At 72.1% G+C, this 16,870-nt stretch carries 17 protein-coding genes and 1 pseudogene; 4 read left to right on the top strand and 14 right to left on the bottom strand.

The genetic code is table 11. The features are described from left to right. Positions 1-4: 4 nt before the first annotated feature. The 5 genes from AB0873_RS05110 to AB0873_RS05130 all read right to left on the bottom strand — a co-directional run bounded on the left by AB0873_RS05110 (position 5) and on the right by AB0873_RS05130 (position 5,473). On the bottom strand, positions 5-2,152 hold the full coding sequence (locus AB0873_RS05110; RefSeq protein ID WP_366598487.1) for an MMPL family transporter: 2,148 nt from the start codon (positions 2,150-2,152) through the stop codon (positions 5-7). 78 nt (positions 2,153-2,230) lie between these two features. Beyond that, the gene (locus AB0873_RS05115; protein ID WP_366598488.1) at positions 2,231-2,689 is read right to left on the bottom strand and encodes a hypothetical protein; all 459 of its coding nucleotides are present in this window, start codon (positions 2,687-2,689) and stop codon (positions 2,231-2,233) included. Beyond that, positions 2,686-3,489, bottom strand: a complete 804-nt coding sequence (locus tag AB0873_RS05120; RefSeq protein ID WP_366598489.1) for a hypothetical protein — start codon at positions 3,487-3,489, stop codon at positions 2,686-2,688. The genes AB0873_RS05115 and AB0873_RS05120 overlap by 4 nt, the downstream gene beginning before the upstream one ends. Positions 3,490-3,563: 74 nt before the next feature. After that, complete coding sequence (locus AB0873_RS05125) at positions 3,564-4,208, bottom strand: response regulator transcription factor (RefSeq protein WP_366598490.1); 645 nt, start codon at positions 4,206-4,208, stop codon at positions 3,564-3,566. Then, positions 4,160-5,473 (bottom strand): histidine kinase, encoded by a 1,314-nt coding sequence (locus tag AB0873_RS05130; protein ID WP_366598492.1) that lies wholly within the window; start codon positions 5,471-5,473, stop codon positions 4,160-4,162. The genes AB0873_RS05125 and AB0873_RS05130 overlap by 49 nt, the downstream gene beginning before the upstream one ends. 101 nt (positions 5,474-5,574) lie before the next feature. Between AB0873_RS05130 and AB0873_RS05135 the strand changes: the two genes are divergently transcribed. After that, on the top strand, positions 5,575-7,776 hold the full coding sequence (locus AB0873_RS05135; RefSeq protein WP_366598493.1) for an MMPL family transporter: 2,202 nt from the start codon (positions 5,575-5,577) through the stop codon (positions 7,774-7,776). Here AB0873_RS05135 and AB0873_RS05140 read toward each other — a convergent pair. From AB0873_RS05140 to AB0873_RS05150, 3 genes are all read right to left on the bottom strand, one after another. Further along, a complete protein-coding gene (locus tag AB0873_RS05140) occupies positions 7,668-8,408 on the bottom strand; it encodes an ABC transporter permease (protein ID WP_366598494.1) in 741 nt (246 codons plus the stop codon). The genes AB0873_RS05135 and AB0873_RS05140 overlap by 109 nt on opposite strands. A 30-nt stretch (positions 8,409-8,438) precedes the next feature. Beyond that, positions 8,439-9,335 carry an ABC transporter ATP-binding protein gene (locus AB0873_RS05145; protein ID WP_366598495.1) on the bottom strand — a complete coding sequence of 299 codons (897 nt, stop codon included), beginning with the start codon at positions 9,333-9,335 and terminating at the stop codon, positions 8,439-8,441. 122 nt (positions 9,336-9,457) lie between these two features. After that, positions 9,458-10,447 carry a helix-turn-helix domain-containing protein gene (locus tag AB0873_RS05150; protein ID WP_366598496.1) on the bottom strand — a complete coding sequence of 330 codons (990 nt, stop codon included), beginning with the start codon at positions 10,445-10,447 and terminating at the stop codon, positions 9,458-9,460. A gap of 70 nt (positions 10,448-10,517) precedes the next feature. Here AB0873_RS05150 and AB0873_RS05155 point away from each other — a divergent pair, with 70 nt between their 5' ends. Together AB0873_RS05155 and AB0873_RS05160 are read left to right on the top strand one after the other, a co-directional pair. Further along, positions 10,518-11,561 carry a saccharopine dehydrogenase NADP-binding domain-containing protein gene (locus AB0873_RS05155; RefSeq protein ID WP_366598498.1) on the top strand — a complete coding sequence of 348 codons (1,044 nt, stop codon included), beginning with the start codon at positions 10,518-10,520 and terminating at the stop codon, positions 11,559-11,561. A gap of 107 nt (positions 11,562-11,668) precedes the next feature. After that, the gene (locus AB0873_RS05160) at positions 11,669-12,187 is read left to right on the top strand and encodes a hypothetical protein (RefSeq protein ID WP_366598499.1); all 519 of its coding nucleotides are present in this window, start codon (positions 11,669-11,671) and stop codon (positions 12,185-12,187) included. Between the two features lie 48 nt (positions 12,188-12,235). Here AB0873_RS05160 and AB0873_RS05165 read toward each other — a convergent pair. Both AB0873_RS05165 and AB0873_RS05170 read right to left on the bottom strand, forming a co-directional pair. Beyond that, positions 12,236-12,412: pseudogene (locus AB0873_RS05165) on the bottom strand (YciI family protein); the annotation flags it as partial. A 23-nt stretch (positions 12,413-12,435) separates the two neighbouring features. Then, on the bottom strand, positions 12,436-13,077 hold the full coding sequence (locus tag AB0873_RS05170; protein ID WP_366598500.1) for a DUF998 domain-containing protein: 642 nt from the start codon (positions 13,075-13,077) through the stop codon (positions 12,436-12,438). A gap of 143 nt (positions 13,078-13,220) precedes the next feature. Here AB0873_RS05170 and AB0873_RS05175 point away from each other — a divergent pair, with 143 nt between their 5' ends. Beyond that, positions 13,221-13,493, top strand: a complete 273-nt coding sequence (locus AB0873_RS05175) for a hypothetical protein (RefSeq protein WP_155333877.1) — start codon at positions 13,221-13,223, stop codon at positions 13,491-13,493. 37 nt (positions 13,494-13,530) lie between these two features. On the opposite strand, the gene AB0873_RS05180 is transcribed toward AB0873_RS05175, so the two are convergent. From AB0873_RS05180 to AB0873_RS05195, 4 genes are all read right to left on the bottom strand, one after another. Continuing rightward, on the bottom strand, positions 13,531-13,899 hold the full coding sequence (locus AB0873_RS05180) for a YciI family protein (protein WP_155333878.1): 369 nt from the start codon (positions 13,897-13,899) through the stop codon (positions 13,531-13,533). Positions 13,900-13,993: 94 nt separating this feature from the next. Then, positions 13,994-15,271, bottom strand: coding sequence for an RNA polymerase sigma factor (locus tag AB0873_RS05185; protein WP_366598501.1), 1,278 nt, complete (start codon positions 15,269-15,271; stop codon positions 13,994-13,996). Between the two features lie 137 nt (positions 15,272-15,408). Next, positions 15,409-16,119 carry an AAA family ATPase gene (locus AB0873_RS05190; protein ID WP_366598502.1) on the bottom strand — a complete coding sequence of 237 codons (711 nt, stop codon included), beginning with the start codon at positions 16,117-16,119 and terminating at the stop codon, positions 15,409-15,411. A 78-nt stretch (positions 16,120-16,197) separates the two neighbouring features. Next, a complete protein-coding gene (locus AB0873_RS05195; protein WP_366598503.1) occupies positions 16,198-16,713 on the bottom strand; it encodes a hypothetical protein in 516 nt (171 codons plus the stop codon). Between the last annotated feature and the right edge of the window lie 157 nt (positions 16,714-16,870).

Here is a 16,870-nt window from a genome sequence, read left to right on the forward strand (position 1 = left end):
GCCGCTATGCCTGCGTCACGCTCGCCGGTTCCGGCGGGGTGTGCGGCGCTGGCCGCTCGTCCCCATGCCCCGGCCACCACGCCTTGTGCCCGATCAGCGCCGTCAACGCCGGCACGAAGAACATCGACATGACGAACGCCGACAGCACAATGCCGATTGCCACCGCAAAGCCCATCTGCTGCAGGAACGAGATCGGCGCCAACATCAGCACCGCGAACGTCCCGGCGAGAATCAGTCCCGCCGCAGCCACCGTCGGCCCCGCATGCTCCACCCCGATGGCGGCGGCCCGGCGCGGCTCGTTGCCCTCCCGCGCCTCCTCCCGCAGCCGGGCGATCATCAGGATGTTGTAGTCGGTCCCGATCGCCACCACGAAGAGGTACAGGATGATCGGCAGTTGGAAGGTCACGCCGGGCTGGTCCTGTAGTCCCTGGAAGACGTAGACCGTGGCGCCCAGGGTGGCGGCGAAGTTCAGCAGCACCGCGATCACGAGGTAGATCGGCGCGACCAGGCTGCGCAGCAGCAGCGCGAGGATGAGCGCGATCAGGCCGGCCGCCACCGGCAGGATCACCGACAGGTCGCGGTTGTTCGCCGAGTTGATGTCCGCGAAGATCGCGGTGGTCCCGCCGACCAGCGCCCGGGTGCCGGGTGGGGCGGCGGCGTGCAGGGCGTCGCGCAGGTCGTCGCGGACGAGTGTGATCGCCTCGTTGGAGACCGGGTTCTCGTCGAGCAGCAGGCTGATCCGGGCGACGCTCGGGTCGCTGCCGCGCTCCGGGGGCTGTGCCTGACCCACACCCGGTGCTTTCGCCGCGGCCGCCGCGAAGTCGGTGACCTGCTGGTCGGTGAGCGGCGTCCCGTTGCCGGTGGTCAGGTAGACCTCGGTGGGGGCGAGCGCACCGGCGGCGAACCCGCTCTGCAGGTCCTGCGCGGCCCTCGCCGACTCGGTGTCCTGCGGGAAGCCGGCGCTGAAGTCGTAGTCGGCCTTGTAGCCCAGCACGCCCGCGGCGAGCGCGACCAGCAGGGCGCCGGAGGCCGCCGCGACGAGCGCCGGCCGGCGCCCGATGACCGTCCCGAGCCGGTGCGAGATGGTCGCCTTGGGGGGACGCTGCCATGCCTTGGACGGCCAGAAGACGTACCGGCCGAGCAGCGAGACGACCGCCGGGATGAGCGTGAGCGAGGTGACCAGCATGACGCCGACGCCGATCGCGAGCGCCGGGCCGAGGGAGCCGAAGAAGCCCAGCGAGGCGAGGAGCAGCACGAGGAACGCGACGATGACCACCCCGGCGGCCGACGTGATGACCTCGCCGACCCGCTGGACGGAGACGACCATCGCGGTGCGCTTGTCGTCACCGGCGCGCAGCCGCTCGCGATAGCGGAAGAGCAGGAACAGGATGTAGTCGGTGCCGATGCCGAACAGCACGATCAGCAGGATCGTCTGCAGGTCCTGGCTGACGTTCAGGTCGAAGGCCTTGCCGGCGGCGGCGACGAGCCCGGTGGTGACGCTCATGACCACGCTGATCACCACGATGGGCAGCAGCGCGGCGATGGGGCTGCGGAAGATGATCAGGATCAGCCCGATGATCAGGATGATCGTCGCGATGCCGACCACGGAGAAGGCGTCGTTGAAGGTGTCCTCGTTGTCGACGAAGCTCGCCACGTCGCCGGCCACGCCCGCGGTCAGCCCGCTGCCCTGAAGCTCCGGCCCGATGGCGGCCCGCAGGTCGCGTACGGCGTCGAGCAGGGCCGGGTCGTCCGGGGCGGGGGCGTCGAGCCCGACGTTGATCACCTGCACGGACCTGTCGGGCGCGACGGCCTGCGGGCCGGTCAGGTAGCCGGACGTGTGCGGGATGTTCTCGGCCTTGAGCGACTCGGCGAGCTGGCCCACCTTCGCCTGGTCCGCCGGGGTGAGCGGCTGCCCGTCGGCGCGTTTGACCACGATGATCGCCGTCGCGGTGGCCGCCTGCGGGAATGCCTTCTGGCCGAGTTCGGTGGCCTGCACGGACTCGTAGGAGCGGGGCAGGAAGCTCTCCTGGTCGGCGGAGGTGATGTCGCCCAGCGACGGTGCGGTGAAGATGATGGCGAGCGCCGCGAGCAACCAGCCGGCGATCACCCACCACGCCCTGCGCACGACGAATCTGCCCAGCCGCTCGAACATGGAATCCCCCGTGTTTCGGCCCAATCGACGTTCGGGGCCCCTTGGGCGCCCGCCCGTCACGCTGCCGGGCATCCTTCGCTACTCGCTGTGCAGCCTACCGCCGCCGGGCAATCCTTTTCGGACGCCGGAGGAACAGCGGGTCGGGCGGGTATCAGCCGTCAGGGTGGCAGGCGGCGGTGAAGACGGCCAACGGTGATCGTCGGTGTCACGCGTGAGTCGGTTGGCTGCCTCCCGAGACCGGTAGCCGCGCTCGATGAGGGCGGCTGGCAGACGAGGGTCCGCGATGACGGTGGGCAACGCGGCGAAGTCCGCATCAGCGGTCTCGCGCAGTGGCACCTGCGCGGAGACCCCGTGCAGCGCCACGAGCAGGGTGACCATGTGCCCACCGACGATCCGGTAGTCCAGGTCAAGAGTGGTGGTGATCTGCGCCAGGTCGGCAAGCGTCAGAAATCCGGCGTCTGCGGCCCGGCTGGTGGAGATGAGCGAGACAGGTCGCGGCTCGGCCGGGACCGGACTCGCTGGCATCGGCCCGGTCATGCCGCGTACCCCCGATCACGGTGATCGCGGCGCAGCAGGTCCCACACACGCTGCGCCGCGTCCTCGCTGTCTGAGCCCGGCGAACGCCGCACGTCCCAGAGGATCTGGATCGGGTCGGCAAGGGGTAGACCGTCCGGTATGAAGCGTTCCGCCATACCGGACGGCTGCCACAGACCCGGGTCTCTCGGCACGGTGAATTCGAGCGTTGCCTCCTCCGCGCCGGCGGGGATGAAGCCCTCATCGGCCAGGTTCACGCCGGTGCTGGCATAGAGGATGGCGCGGGTCGGGGCACGCCAGGGAGCGATGATGTCGGCCGCGACATCTCCGGAGACCGCGACGCCATGCGGGTCGGGTGCCGCGACCATCTCGACGACCGTCCGGGCCTGTTCGACCGCTGGCGCCAAGCCATACCAGTACGTGCTGATGCCTCCCGGTCCCGGGTAGTTCTCCAGCCACCACCGGATCGCCTCATCGAGGTTCCGGAGCGTCCACCCGCTCGACGTGCGCTGCACGACGTCTTGATCGGCGAGCGTGCGCAAGGCCTGGGACACCCGCGGCTGGGAGACGCCAACGAGGACGGCCAGTTCCTGCTGGGTGGCGTACGGGCGCTGGACCATCCGACGAAGCAGGGTGAAGGTTCCCCACGGCACCGGGCCGCGCTTGGCAGGTCGCTCAGCCGCTTCTACCTGAGGCGGGGTCGGGGACGCGACGACAGTCAAGGTGGCGCGGGCGTCGGCGTAGCTCAGCTCGACGCGGTCGGCACCGCGTGGGATGAGCGCGACGCCAGCTTCGGTCAGCATGCGCCACACAAACGTCGATATAAGCGTTACCTGGCCTCCATGAGTAATACTTATACACCCTGTTGGCCGGCGAATCAGCCGTTCAGGTACGCGAGCACCGCCAGCACCCGCCGGTTGTCGTCGTCCGACGGCGGCATGCCCAGCTTGCTGAAGATGTTGTTGATGTGCTTGCTGACCGCCTTCTCCGTCACGAACAACCGCCCGGCGATGGCCGCGTTCGACCGCCCCTCCGCCATCTGCCCCAGCACCTCCCGCTCCCGAGCGGTCAGCTCCCCCAACCGGTCCGCGCCCGCGTTCCGCGCCAGCAGCTGGGACACCACGTCCGGGTCCATCACCATCCCGCCGTCGGCCACCCGGCGTACCGCGTCGACGAACTGCCCCACGTTCGACACCCGGTCCTTGAGCAGGTAACCGACTCCCCCACCACGGTCGGCGAGCAGCTCCCGCGCGTACAGCTGCTCGACGTGCTGCGACAGCACGAGGATCGGCAGCCCCGGCATCTCCACCCGGGCGGCGAGCGCCGCTTGCAGGCCCTCGTCGGTGAAGGTGGGCGGCAGGCGTACGTCGAGGACAGCGACGTCGGGCCGGTGCCGGGTGAGCGCCGGCAGCACCGACGGCCCGTCCGCGACCGCGTCGACCACCGTGAAGCCGTACGCGTCGAGGATGCGGGTCAGCCCGTCCCGGAGGAGGGCGAGATCCTCCGCGATGACAACGCGCACGGCAGCTCCATGGTCACGACGGTCGGTCCGCCGGGCGGACTCGTCACGGTCATCGTGCCATCGAAGGCCGCCAGCCGGCGTCGCACACCCGCCAGACCGCTCCCGCCTCCGAAAGGCGCGCCACCGCGCCCGTCGTCACCGACCTCGATGCGCAGGGCACCGTCGCGATAAGAGAGCCGCACCCAAGCCCGACCAGCCCGACTGTGCTTGGCCACATTGGCCAGCAACTCGGCCACCGCGAAGTACGCCGCGGATTCGACCGCCGCCGGCGGGCTGCCGGGCAGGTCCAGGTCAACGTCCACCGGCGGCGTGACGGTGAGGGCGAGAGCCTGGACCGCGCCGTCGAGGCCGCGCTCGGCGAGCACCGGCGGGTAGATCCCGCGTACGAGGTCACGCAGCTCGACCAGCGCCTGGCCGCTGGCCTCCTGGGCCTCGCTGAGCAGGCGCGCCGCCCTCGCCGGGTCGTCGGCGAGGAGTTCCTCGGCCAGGCCGATGCTCATCCGCAGCGCAACGAGCCGGGCCTGCGCGCCGTCGTGCAGGTCGCGTTCGATGCGGCGCAGCTCGGCGGCCTGGCTGTCGATGGTGTCGGCGCGGGTGGCGGCGAGGTGCCGTACCCGCAACGCCAGCTCCTGGGCCTGGGTGGGCGCGAGGAAGAAGCCGGCGAAGCGGAAGTGCAGCCACACCAGCCAGGGCGCGACGGCCAGCCCGCCGCCGAGGAACAGCCAGCCCTGCGGCATGGACAGCCACGCCTCCAGGAAGTTGTCCATCGGCCAGAACACGCCGTAGCCGTACCAGTCGACGGTGAGGTACAGCAGCAGCGGCACGAGCAGGACGCCTTCGAGGCCGTAAACGGGCAGCGCGAACGCCAGCAGGCACGCGCCGCCGGTGATCGCGCCCGGGATCAGCCAGGCGAAGTCCCGCCACGTGGCCGTGTCCGAGACGATCCAGCGGAACCGCTTCCAGGTGCCGAGCGACGCGCCGGCCGGGACCGGCTGGTACGGCGACGCGATCGGCGCCCGGCTCCAGCGGCTCAGCCGGCGTTGCAGCCCCACCGACAGCCGCACCAGCACGGTCACCGCCGGGAAGAGCGCGAACCCGATTCCGAACACGGGAATGAGGGCGAGCGACACCACCGACAGCACGAACAGCGCCGTGTTCGTGACGAGGCTCAGCAGCGCCACGGCCAGGCCCTGCCCGGCGGCGACCGCGCCGGGCCGCACCAACTGCCACACCACGGCGCGTACGGAGCTGTCCACGGCGCTCATTCTCCGCCCCCGGTGCCACGGATTTGCGTGGTGCTACCACCACCTCCGAACGGGGCCTGGCACTCCTGTCCTCGACCCGGTCCGCTCGAAGGATCGAGGGCATGACCAGGAACAAGAGAACCGGCCTGGCACCAGGCCGCCGCAGCAAGTACGCGATGCTCGTCTTCTGGCTCGTCCTCATCGCGGCGGCCGGGCCCCTCGCCGTCAAGCTGACCGAGGTGCAGGACAACGACACCCTCGGCGCGCTGCCCGCCACCGCCGAGGCCAGCCGGGCGTTGCAGCGCGCGGAGGAGGCGTTCCCCGACTCGCGGAAGCCCCTGGCCGTCGCGGTCTACGTCCGCGCGGGCGGGCTCACCGACGCCGACCGCGCCAAGGCCGAGGCCGACCGCACGGCCTTCCTGGGGTACGCCGACAGCGGCCAGGTGCCCCCGCCGGTGCCCAGCGAGGACGGGCAGGCGCTGCTGCTGTCCTTCCCCGTCGCCGGGGACGCCGGCCAGCGGGCCGACGCGGTCGCGGACATCAAGGCCCAACTGGAGAACGCACCCGCCGGACTACGAACAGCGTTGACCGGTCCGGCCGCCGCCGAGGACGACGTCTTCGACGCGTTCGCCGGCATGGACGCCACGCTGCTGCTGGCCACCGCCGCCACCGTCGCGCTGCTGCTGCTCGTCACGTACCGCAGCCCGGTCCTGTGGTTGATCCCGCTCGTCACGGTAGCGCTGGCCAACCAGCTCGCCAGCGCGGTGGTGTACCTGCTGGCCAGGCACGCCGGCCTGGCCGTGGACTTCCAGAGCCAGAGCATCCTGACCGTCCTCGTCTTCGGGGTCGGCGTGGACTACGCCCTGCTGCTCATCGCCCGCTACCGGGAGGAGCTGCGCCGGCACGCCGACCGGCACGCGGCGATGGCCGTCGCGCTGCGCCGGTCGTACGGTGCGATCGGCGCCTCCGCGGCGACCGTCGCTCTCGGCCTGCTCTGCCTGCTCGCGGCGGACCTGCCGTCCACCCGGGGCCTGGGGCCGGTCGGCGCGGTCGGCATCGCCGCGGCGTTCCTCGCCATGACCACGCTGCTGCCGGCCGTGCTGGTCATCTTCGGGCGGTGGCTGTTCTGGCCGTTCGTCCCGCGCTACTCGCCGGACGCGGTGAAGCTCGACGTGGCGGCCGAGCACGGCGTGTGGCGGCGGATCGCCGGGTTCGTCGGCCGGCGGCCCCGCCCGGTGTGGCTGAGTACGGCCGCGGCGCTGGTGGCCCTGAGCTTCGGCATCGGCAACCTGAGCATCGGCCTGCCCGGCGACGAGACCTTCACGACGGAGGTCGGCTCGATCACCGGCCAGCGGATGATCGAGGCGCACTACCCGGGCGGAACCGTCGCACCGGCCGAGGTCCTGGCCGCCGCCCGCTCGGCCGACCAGGTGGTGGCCGCCGCCCGTACCGTGCCGGGGGTGGCCGAGGTCGGCGAGCCGGAACCCTCCCCGGACGGCCGGTGGGTACGCGTCGCCGCGGTCCTGACCCACCCGCCGGACAGCGACGAGGCGCTGGCCACCGTCGATCGGCTGCGCGACGCGGTGCACGCCGTGCCCGGTGCGCAGGCCCTCGTCGGCGGGGACACCGCGTACCTGATCGACGAGGAGCGGACTGTCGGCCGCGACAACCGGATCGTGGTGCCGCTGGTCCTGGCGGTCGTCTTCGTCATCCTGGTGCTGCTGCTGCGCGCGCTGGTCGCACCGCTGCTGTTGCTGGCCAGTGTGGTGCTGTCCTATGTGGCCGCGATGGGCGCGGCCGGGCTGATCCTGGACGCGATGGGCTACCCGAAGCTGTTCGTCGGGATCCCGTTGCAGACGTTCCTGTTCCTCGTCGCCCTCGGCGTGGACTACACCATCTTCCTCGCCACCCGGGCGCGCGAGGAGACAGCGCGGCTCGGGCACCGGCCGGGCGTGCTGCACGCACTGGCCGTCACCGGTGGGGTGATCACCAGCGCGGGCGTGGTGCTGGCCGCCACGTTCGGGGCGCTGAGCGTGCTGCCGCTGGTGCCGTCCGTGCAGACTGCGGTCATCATCAGCGTCGGCGTGCTGCTCGACACGTTCCTCGTCCGGAGCCTGCTCGTCCCCGCGCTGGCCCTGGACCTCGGCCCCCGCACCTGGTGGCCGAGCGCCCTGGCCCGCTTGGCGGGCAGCCGTCCGGAAGACGGGATCGACGCTCAGCTGAAGCGGCGGCCTTCGTCCCGCCGGAAGGCCCAGACCGCGATGCCGGCCAGCACGACGATCCAGACGCCCAGCATGACGATCGAGGTGGGTCGCGCCGAGTAGTCGCCGACCGCGCCCCACATCAGCTCCACCGCACCCCGGGTGGGCAGGTACGGGCCGACCGTCTCGATGAAGCTGGGCGTCTGCTCGGGCCCGCCGAAGAACAGGCCACCGCCGAACGCGAACGAGAAGAAGACGATCTGCGCGACGGCGATCGCGGCCTTGCTGGGCAGCGAGTAGCCGATGGCGAGGCCCATCAGCGTGAACGGCACCGAGATGACGAGGACCGTGCCGAGCGCGGCGAGGAGGGCCAGCGGGGTGATCCGGGCCTCGGTGAGCACGGCGGCGATGACGACGACCGGGAACAGCGAGAGGAACGTCATCGCCAGGCCGGCGAGGATCCGGCCGGCGAACCGGGGAAACGCACCGGCCGGCAGGGTCCGCATGTACGGGTCCCACGGTTGCTGCCGGTCCTCGGCGACGCCGATCCCGTACTGGAAGATGTTGGCGCTCATCACGGCGAAGGTCACCATCGACGCGGTGGCGTAGGTGGCGACGACCGGGTCACCGCCGGCGAACGGTACGACGAAGAACAGCATCGACGCGGCCGGAAAGAACGCGCTGCCGATCACCGCGATCGGGATGCGCAACGTCTCCAGGAGCTGGTACCTGGTGTGGACGAGGGTGAGCTGCATGAGGGGGCTCCCTGGCGGGGGTCGGCGGCGTCAGGCGGCGATCGGGTTGGTGGCGGCGTCGGGCCCGGCGGCGGTGATGGTCAGGAAGGCCTCCTCCAGCGAGGTCGGCCGGATCTCCAGACCGCTGAAGGCGACGCCCGCGCCGACCAGTTCGCGGACCAGCTGGTCGGAGTCGGTGGTCAACAGGTGGATGCGACCGTCGTCGCGCTCGGTGCGGACCACGTTGGACAGCTCCGGCAGGTCGTCGGCGACGAGGCTGACCCGGCGTACGCCGACCACGTCGCGGACTTCCTCGACGGTGCCGTCGGTGAGCAACCGCCCCTGGCCGATCACCACGACCCGCTTGGCGAGGGCCTCGATCTCCTCCAGGTAGTGGCTGGTCAGCAGCACTGTCCCGCCCTCGGCGTGGAAGGCCCGGATGGCGTCCCACAGGGCCCGGCGGGCCTCCACGTCCAGGCCGGTGGTCGGCTCGTCGAGGAAGACCAGTTGGGGCCGGCCGACGAAGGCCAGCGCGACCGCCAGGCGCCGCTTCTGCCCGCCGGACAGGCCACCGGTCTGCCGCCTGACCAGGTCGGCGATGCCGAAGCGGTCGAGCAGTTCGCCCTTGCCGAGCGGGTTCGGGTAGTGGGCCGCGGTGAAATCGACGACTTCACCGACCCGCAACGTCGGGGGTAGTCCGGTCTCCTGCGGGGTCACCCCGATCCGCCGCCGCCGCTGCGGGTCGCGGGGATCACCGCCGAACAGTTCGACCCGACCCGAGGTGGGCCGGCGCAGCCCGACCAGGAGGTTCAGCAGGGTGCTCTTGCCGGCGCCGTTCGGTCCCAGCATGCCCACCAGCTCGCCGGCCTGGATGTCGAGGTCGACGCGGTCGAGTGCGACGACGTCGCCGTACCGGCGGGTGGCCTGCGCGGCGCGGGCGAGAATCATGACGACTCCTTGCTCTGCGGTGGGTTGGTGGTGCCGGTCGTGGCGGGTTCGAGCAGGGCCCGCAGTGCCGCACAGTAGTCCCCGCCGGCTCGAAGGGGTGAACCTTGCTAACGCCGCGCGGCTCAGGCACCGGCAGGGCGCGCCGGGTGCGGAGTACCGGACGTCGGAACCAGGGAGTGGAACGCGGACCGGTAGGCGGTGGGGCTCACGCCCACGTGCTTGTGGAAGTGCCGACGCAGGGTGGTCGCGGTGCCCAAACCACAACGGGTCGCGATCTGCTCGACCGACGCGTCGCTACGTTCGAGAAGCTCCTGCGCCCGGGCGATCCGCTGCTGGTGCAGCCAGGCGAGCGGGCTGAGCCGGAGTTCGGCCCGCATCCGGCGGGCGAGGTGGCGGCTGCTGAGCCCGGCCTCGCGGGCCAGGTCCGGCACGGTGAGCGGCTGGTCCAGACGGCTGCGGGCCCATTCCAGCATGGCGCCGAGCCGGTCCGGGTTGTCGGGCGCGGCCGGTGGGGCGATGAACTGCGCCTGGCCGCCGGCCCGGTGTGCGGGTACGACCATCCGCCGGGCGAGGTTGTTGGCCGCCGCGGTGCCGAAGTCGCGGCGGACCAGGTGGAGGCAGAGGTCCAGGGCTGCCGTCTTGCCGGCGGAGGTGAGCACCTGCCCGTCGTCGGTGTAGAGGACGTCGGCGCGTACGTCGACCAGGGGATGCTGCCGGGCGAGGTCGTCGGCGTGCATCCAGTGGGTGGTGGCGCTGCGACCGTCGAGCAGGCCGGCGGCGGCGAGCACGAAGGCGCCGGTGCACAGCGAGGCGATCCGCACACCGCGCCGGTGCGCCCGGGCCAACGCCTCCAGCAGGCCCGGGTCCGGTGGTGCGTCGGGGTCGTCGGTGGAGGGGACGACGGCGCTGTCGGCGCGGACCAGTTCGTCGAAGCGCGCGGTCCGCGCGTCCGGGAGCCACCGGTTCGGCCGCCCGTCCGGGGTGCACACGACCAGGTCGTACCACTCACCGGTCGGTGAGAGCTCGGACCGGTCCACGCCGAAGATCTCGGCGGCGATGGCCGCCTCGTAGAGCATCGTGGTCTCGTGCAGGACGAGCGCGACCCGGTGCATGTCCGAAACTGTACGGCAGTCGTCAGATCGGACGCTGGTGGCACCCGTCCCAGATGTTGACCATGGAGACATGAACGAGATGGGACGGGTGCTGGTCTACGGCGCCAACGGTCACACCGGCCGCTTCGTGGTCGACGAACTTCTCCGCCGCGGCCTGACGCCGGTGCTCTCAGGTCGCAACGCACCGGCGCTGGAGGCGCTCGCCCACGAGTACGGTGGGCTCGAATGGCGATCGTGGTCCCTGGCGGACGGCGCGCCACCGTCGGCGCTCGACGACATCGATGCGGTCGTCAACTGCGCCGGGCCCTTCCTGGACACGGCCCTGCCGGTGGCGACCGCGGCGGTGGCGGCGGGTGCCCACTACCTGGACGTGACGGCCGAGCAGGCGGCGGTGCAGGCGGTGTACCGCGAGTTGGCCGATCCCGCCCGCTCGGCGGGGGTCGGTGTGGTGCCCGCGATGGCGTTCTACGGCGGTCTCGCCGACCTGCTGGCCACGGTCGCCACGGACGGTTCGGCCCACGATTCCGCGCCGGTGGACGAGATCACGGTCGCGATCGCGCTGGACCGGTGGTGGCCGACCGAGGGCACTCGCGCGACCGGCCGGCGCAACACCGTCCGTCGACTGGTCGTGAACGACGGACGGCTGGCGCCCCTCGCCGAGCCGGCGCCGGAGAGCACCTGGCGGTTCCCGGAGCCGTTCGGGGAGCAGCGCATGGTCGGCCTGCCGTTCTCGGAGGTCGTCACCATCGCCCGTCACCTTCCGGTGGGTGCCCTGACCTCCTACCTCAACACCGCCTCGCTCAGCCACCTGCGGGACCCGGCGACACCGGCACCGGTGGCCACCGACGAGTCGGGACGATCCGCCCAGCGGTTCGCCGCCGAGGTGGTCGTGCGCCGGGGTGCCCAGGAGCGCAGGATCGCCGCGTCCGGCCGCGACATCTACGCCGTCACCGCACCCATCGTCGTCGAAGGCGTGGTCCGGCTCCTCACCGGTCGTACGCTCACGACCGGCGTGGCCGCCCCCGGTGAGATCTTCGACGCCGGGGAGGTGCTGGGGGTCCTCGCCGCCGGTCCGCTCCGTATCGCGGTCAGTGACACGCCCGCAGTGCCGTGACGCACGACGCGACGTGACGCGTCGGTCGCCGCTCAGATCCGACAGACACGCTCGCACCGTCATGCGATTCTCTCCACGGCGACCCTCACGAGGATCGAGGTACGGGCGTGGAGCTGCACAGAAGCCGCGATCTGCTGGTCATGGGCGGCTGGTTCGCCGCATGCAGCGTGCTCGTGCTGGTGTGCGGCTCCGCCGCCGGGTCCGGCACCGCGGCGATCCTCGGCGGCCTCGGGCTGGTGATCAGCGGCGCGATCGCCGTCCGCGAGCTCAGGCCGTTCCGGTTCCACATCGGCACGGAGGGGCTGACCCTGCGGGTCGCCGGGCTCAACCGGCTGGTGTCCTGGGCCGAGATCGACGCGATCATTCTCGACGCGCCGGTGCCGACCGCCGATCAGAACAAGCCGACCCCTCCGACGTTGGTGCTGGTGCCGGCCGGGTCGACCATCGATCGTCCGCTGGACGGCACGAGCCCGCTGGACGGGCGGAGGGCTCTGGTCCTGCTCGGCCTCAACCGGGTCCGTGAGCCGGCGGACGAGGTGGCGACAGCCCTGGCCCGCTTCGCCGGAGGCCGGTTCACGGATGCGCGGCAGCTCCGCCGGGCGCGCGAGGGTACCGAGGCCCAGTAGGGCAGGGGGAGCCGGCCATCACATCCGGCTCCCCCGCGTACGCCCTTGTCAGACCGCCTTCGGTCCCTCGTACGCCCGGCGGACGTCGACCTCGACGTCCAGCCCGAAGTCGGTGAAGATGCCGGCGAACCGCTTCGACCACTCCACCGCCTCCTCCTTCGACCGCACCTCCAGCAGGGCGAAGCCGGCGATCAGTTCCTTCGTCTCGGTGAACGGGCCGTCGGTGTAGCGCATCTCGAACAACCCTTTCAGGGCAGGTCGGCGCGGAGGCGGGCGGACACGGCGGTGAGCCAGCCGAAGATGAGGGCCGAACCGACGGCCATCCGGACGCTGATGCTGCCCTGGTCGGGCCAGGCCATCACGACGATGGTGGCCAGCGCGACCAGCACCGAGAAGGCGGCCCAGCGACGGCCGAGGCGGGGACCCAGGACCAGGCAGGCGATGGTGAGCGACCCGAAGGACAGCATCGCCCCGACGCCGTGCCCGACCGAGTGCCAGCTCATCGTGTCGGGCGAGCCTTCGGGAGCGCCCGCCGGCCAGCCCATGCTCGGGTCGGCGGTCAACACCCCGGCCACGACCATGCCGACGCCGGCCACCGCCACCAGCGCCGGGCCCCACGTGCCGCCCGGGCGGCCGCGCAGGGCCCGGCGCAGGCCGGCGGCACCAGCGAGGGCCAGCAGCCCGGCGAGGACGAAGTTGGTGATCTGGATCCAGCCGTGGTCGCCGAGAGCGAGCAGGCTGAGCGGTTGCCGGCTGAAATCGAAGCCGTCCCGGGTGAACACCTGGGCGAACGACACGGCCAGGAAGAACGGCCCGGCCGCCATCCCGGCGGTGAGCAGGGTCGCGGTCGGGACGCCCGTCCCGGTCCACGTCAGGGTCGTACTGGTCATCGCGATCTCCTCGTCGGTCGGTTCTCACTGACGCGTCGACCGGGCCGGTCGCGATCCGACATCCCTCCGCAAGATTTTTCCGGTGCGCTTGTGCCGCCGTGCCATGCTTCCCACGACGGCCCCTCAGGAATCGAGGTACCCGCGTGGAACCGCCCCTGGACCGACCGGTGTTCGAGACACCGACCTTCACAAGCGGATTGCGTGGGTACGACAAGCGCCGGGTGGACGAGCTGATCGGGCGATGCGTGGACGCGCTGAACTCCGACCAGGCATCGCGTATCGAGCAGGCCAAGACGGAATTGGACCGCGAGCGCGGCAAACTGCCCTTGGCCCTGAGGGGATATGACCGCGGTCAGGTCGACGGGATGCTGGAGCGGCTCTCGGCCGTACTCGGGCATCTTCTGCCCGACTCGTGACAGGGGTGCGGACGCGACCGTCCGCACCCCTGCACGGTCATCCCTCCGGGAACTCGAAGACCCGGCGGACGTCGACCTCGACGTAGACACCCTCCTCGATGAAGAGGTTGACGAACCGCCGCCCCCACTCCATCGCCTCGTTCTTGTCGCGTACCTCCAGCAGCGCGAACCCGGCGATCAGCTCCTTGGTCTCGGTGAACGGCCCGTCGGTGACGGTCACCTTGCCCTTGTCGGCGGTGATCCGGCCGGACTCCTTGCTGCTCTTCTCCAGGCCCTCACCGGCGAGGAACACGCCGGCCTTCTGCGCCTCCTCGATGAAGGCGCCCATCCGCTCGATGAACTGGGGACTCGGGTCGAAGGCGAGGGGCTCGTTCTCGTCGAGCTTGTGCATCAGCATGTAGCGCATCTCAGGATTCCTTCCGGTTCTCGGACACCATCTCGGGCTTTCACTGACGCGTCGATCGGGTCGGGCCGGATCCGACATCCGCTGCCAAGATTTTTTACGAGCCGCACGCGGCGGCCCGGTCGAGCAGCAGCGCCCGCTCCCGGGCGTTGCCGGCGAGCGAGGCCGCGCGCTCGAACTCCCGCCGTGCCTCGCCCTGCCGTCCCAGCTTGGCGAGCAGGTCGCCGAGCACGCTCGGCAGCAGGTGGTACTGCGCCAGCGCCGGCTCGTCCGCCAGCGCCCGGGCGATCTCCAGGCCGGCGGCGGGCCCGTCGGCCTGGGCGACGGCGACCGCCCGGTTCAGCTCCACGACCGGCGAGGGCACCAGCCGGGCCAGCTCCGCGTAGAGGGTCGCGATCCGCGCCCAGTCCGTCTCCCCGGGGGTACGCGCCCGCGCGTGACACGCCGCGACCTCGGCCTGGATGGTGTACGGGCCGGGCTGGTCGGGCGCGCCGCCGACGGTGCCGGTGCCGGGCGAGCGGGCCCGGTCGAGGGCGGCGAGTCCGCGGCGGATGAGCAACTGGTCCCAGCGGGTGCGGTCCTGGTCGTTGAGGAGGATGGGCTCGCCGTCGGGGCCGGTGCGGGCGTGGACGCGGGACGCCTGGATCTCCAGCAGCGCGGCGAGGCCGTGCACCTCGGGTTCGTCGGGCATCAGCCCCTGGAGTTGCCGGGCCAGGCGCAGGGCCTCCTGCACGAGGGTGGGGCGCATCCAGTCGTCGCCGGCGGTGGCCGCGTACCCCTCGTTGAAGATCAGGTAGACGACCTCCAGCACCGAGCCGAGCCGCTCGGCGCGCTCGGCCGGGCCGGGGACCTCGAAGGGGACGCGAGCGGCGGCGAGGGTGGCCTTGGCGCGGGTGATCCGCTGGCCGACGGTGGACTCGGTGGTGAGGAAGGCGCGGGCGATCTCGCCGGTGGTGAGGCCGCCGACGAGCCGCAGGGTGAGCGCGGCCCGCGCGATCGGCGAGAGCACCGGATGGCAGGCCACGAAGATCAGCCGGAGCAGGTCGTCCTCGATGCGGTCCTCGAGCGCGGCGTCGAAGTCGGGGGTGACCTGCTCGTCGAGGTCCCGGCCGAGCGCGGCCACCACCCGCTCCCCGGTCTGCCGGCGGCGCACCGCGTCGATCGCCCGGCGCTTCCCGACGGTGGTCAGCCAGGCGCCGGGATTGGCGGGTACGCCCTCGCGCGGCCACGATTCGAGTGCGGCGACCAACGCGTCCTGGGCCAACTCCTCGGCCTGGCCGACGTCGCGGACGATCGCGGCGATGCCGGCGACCACCCGCCCGGCCTCCAACCGCCACACCGCCTCGACGGTGCGCCGTACCTCGGACTCGCTCATCCGCACATGACAGCAGTCGGGGCCGACGTGACGCCACCATCCCCCGGCGCGTCGGCTGTCAGCGATCACGCGGAAGCGGACGTCAGGCCCCTGGCGAAAGGACCGGAATGGTTGCCTCGCGGCGATTCAAGTTTCGCTTAGCGAGCCTGCCCACAGCTGGGGAAGATCGGTACAGCCCGGTGGCAGGTCTCGCCGAGACCGGGTCCGGCGCCGATCTCCCGAAGCGGGTCACGCAGTCGGGCAGCCCGTAGTCGTCGTAGGCGTTGCGCATGGCCAGCCCGGTGGCGGCCATGAACGCCCCGAGGACCGCGAGCGCGGCCACGGCGAAGAACGCCTCTCGGCGGTGCTTCCGCCAGGTCAGCCAGATCATGCCGGCACCCCCACGCCTCGTGGCTGGCCTTCGTGTCGCCGTCGGCGAGGTGCGCCAGGATGACGTCCTCCAGGGTCACGTCGTGCTCCGTCCACCGCGGATCGGTGACCGGCCCGTCGATGCGGACCAGCAGGGTGGACTGCCGGTCGGTGTGGCTGGCCCGGACGATTTCCGCGACACCGGCGACCGGGGACCCGTCGTGTCGGGGGCCGACCAGCCGCCGGTGCGCGACGACCAGGTCGTCGACCGGGCCGGCGAGCCGCACCTGGGCCGCGTTCAGCACGATCACGTAGTCGCAGACCCGCTCCACGTCGGCCAGCAGGTGCGAGGAGAGCAGCACGCTGGTGCCGGTGTCGGCGACGCTGCCCATCAGGGTCTGGAGGAACTCCCGCCGGGCGAGCGGGTCGAGGCTGGCCACCGGTTCGTCGAGCAGCAGCAGCCGGGGCCGCTTGGCCAGGGCCAGGGCGAGCGCGACCACGCCGCCCGGATCGCGCGCTCGACCTCGGCCAGGGACGTCAGAACCATGGCGCGATGCTGCCGGGCGGGTACGACAGGCTCAGCCCGGCCGGTCAGCGGTCGGGGTGGCGTCAGCGCCCGGGCCGCTCACCGGACCGGTCATGACGGCGCCCACGATGCCGACCAGCGCGGCGAGCAGGATCGCGCCGAGCGCGATGGCGACGCTCAGGAGGATCTTCCGCGGCCCCCGACCGCCGCCCTCGTTCCGCCGGCGGGTCCGGGTGCCGGCGGCGGACCGGGCGGGCGCGGGCCGGGGCGGTGTCCGCACGAACGAGGGCCCGGCGACGCCGCTGCCCGGCGGTCGGCGTACCCGGTCGCCGAGCCCGGACGCTGCCGGCGGGCCGGGAGCCGGCTGGCCGGGGTCGCGGCCGGGGAAGGCGACGAAGCCCCGGACCAGCGAGGCGCTGCGGAAGTGGTCCTCGGCGGCGCAGTGCAGGCACACGTCGTCGGCCGTGGACCGGCCGCAGCCCGGGCACTGGCCGGCACGAACCCCTGCCCCGTCCCAGCCGGGGCGGCTGTCATCGGTGGAACCGGTCACCTCGTCCTCACCAAACACGGGCCCGGGACCGTCCGGCACGACCCGCTCGTCCCGCGTACGGTACTAAGACCGGTGTCCCCTCGCCACGCGTGAACCGGCATCCGGGACCGGCGCCGCCGGGCGGTGGCCGGCCGAACCGCCACCGTCCAGCATGTGCGCCACGGCTACCGCACGG

This window comes from Micromonospora sp. NPDC047707, from assembly GCF_040704235.1.
GTDB lineage: Bacteria > Actinomycetota > Actinomycetes > Mycobacteriales > Micromonosporaceae > Micromonospora.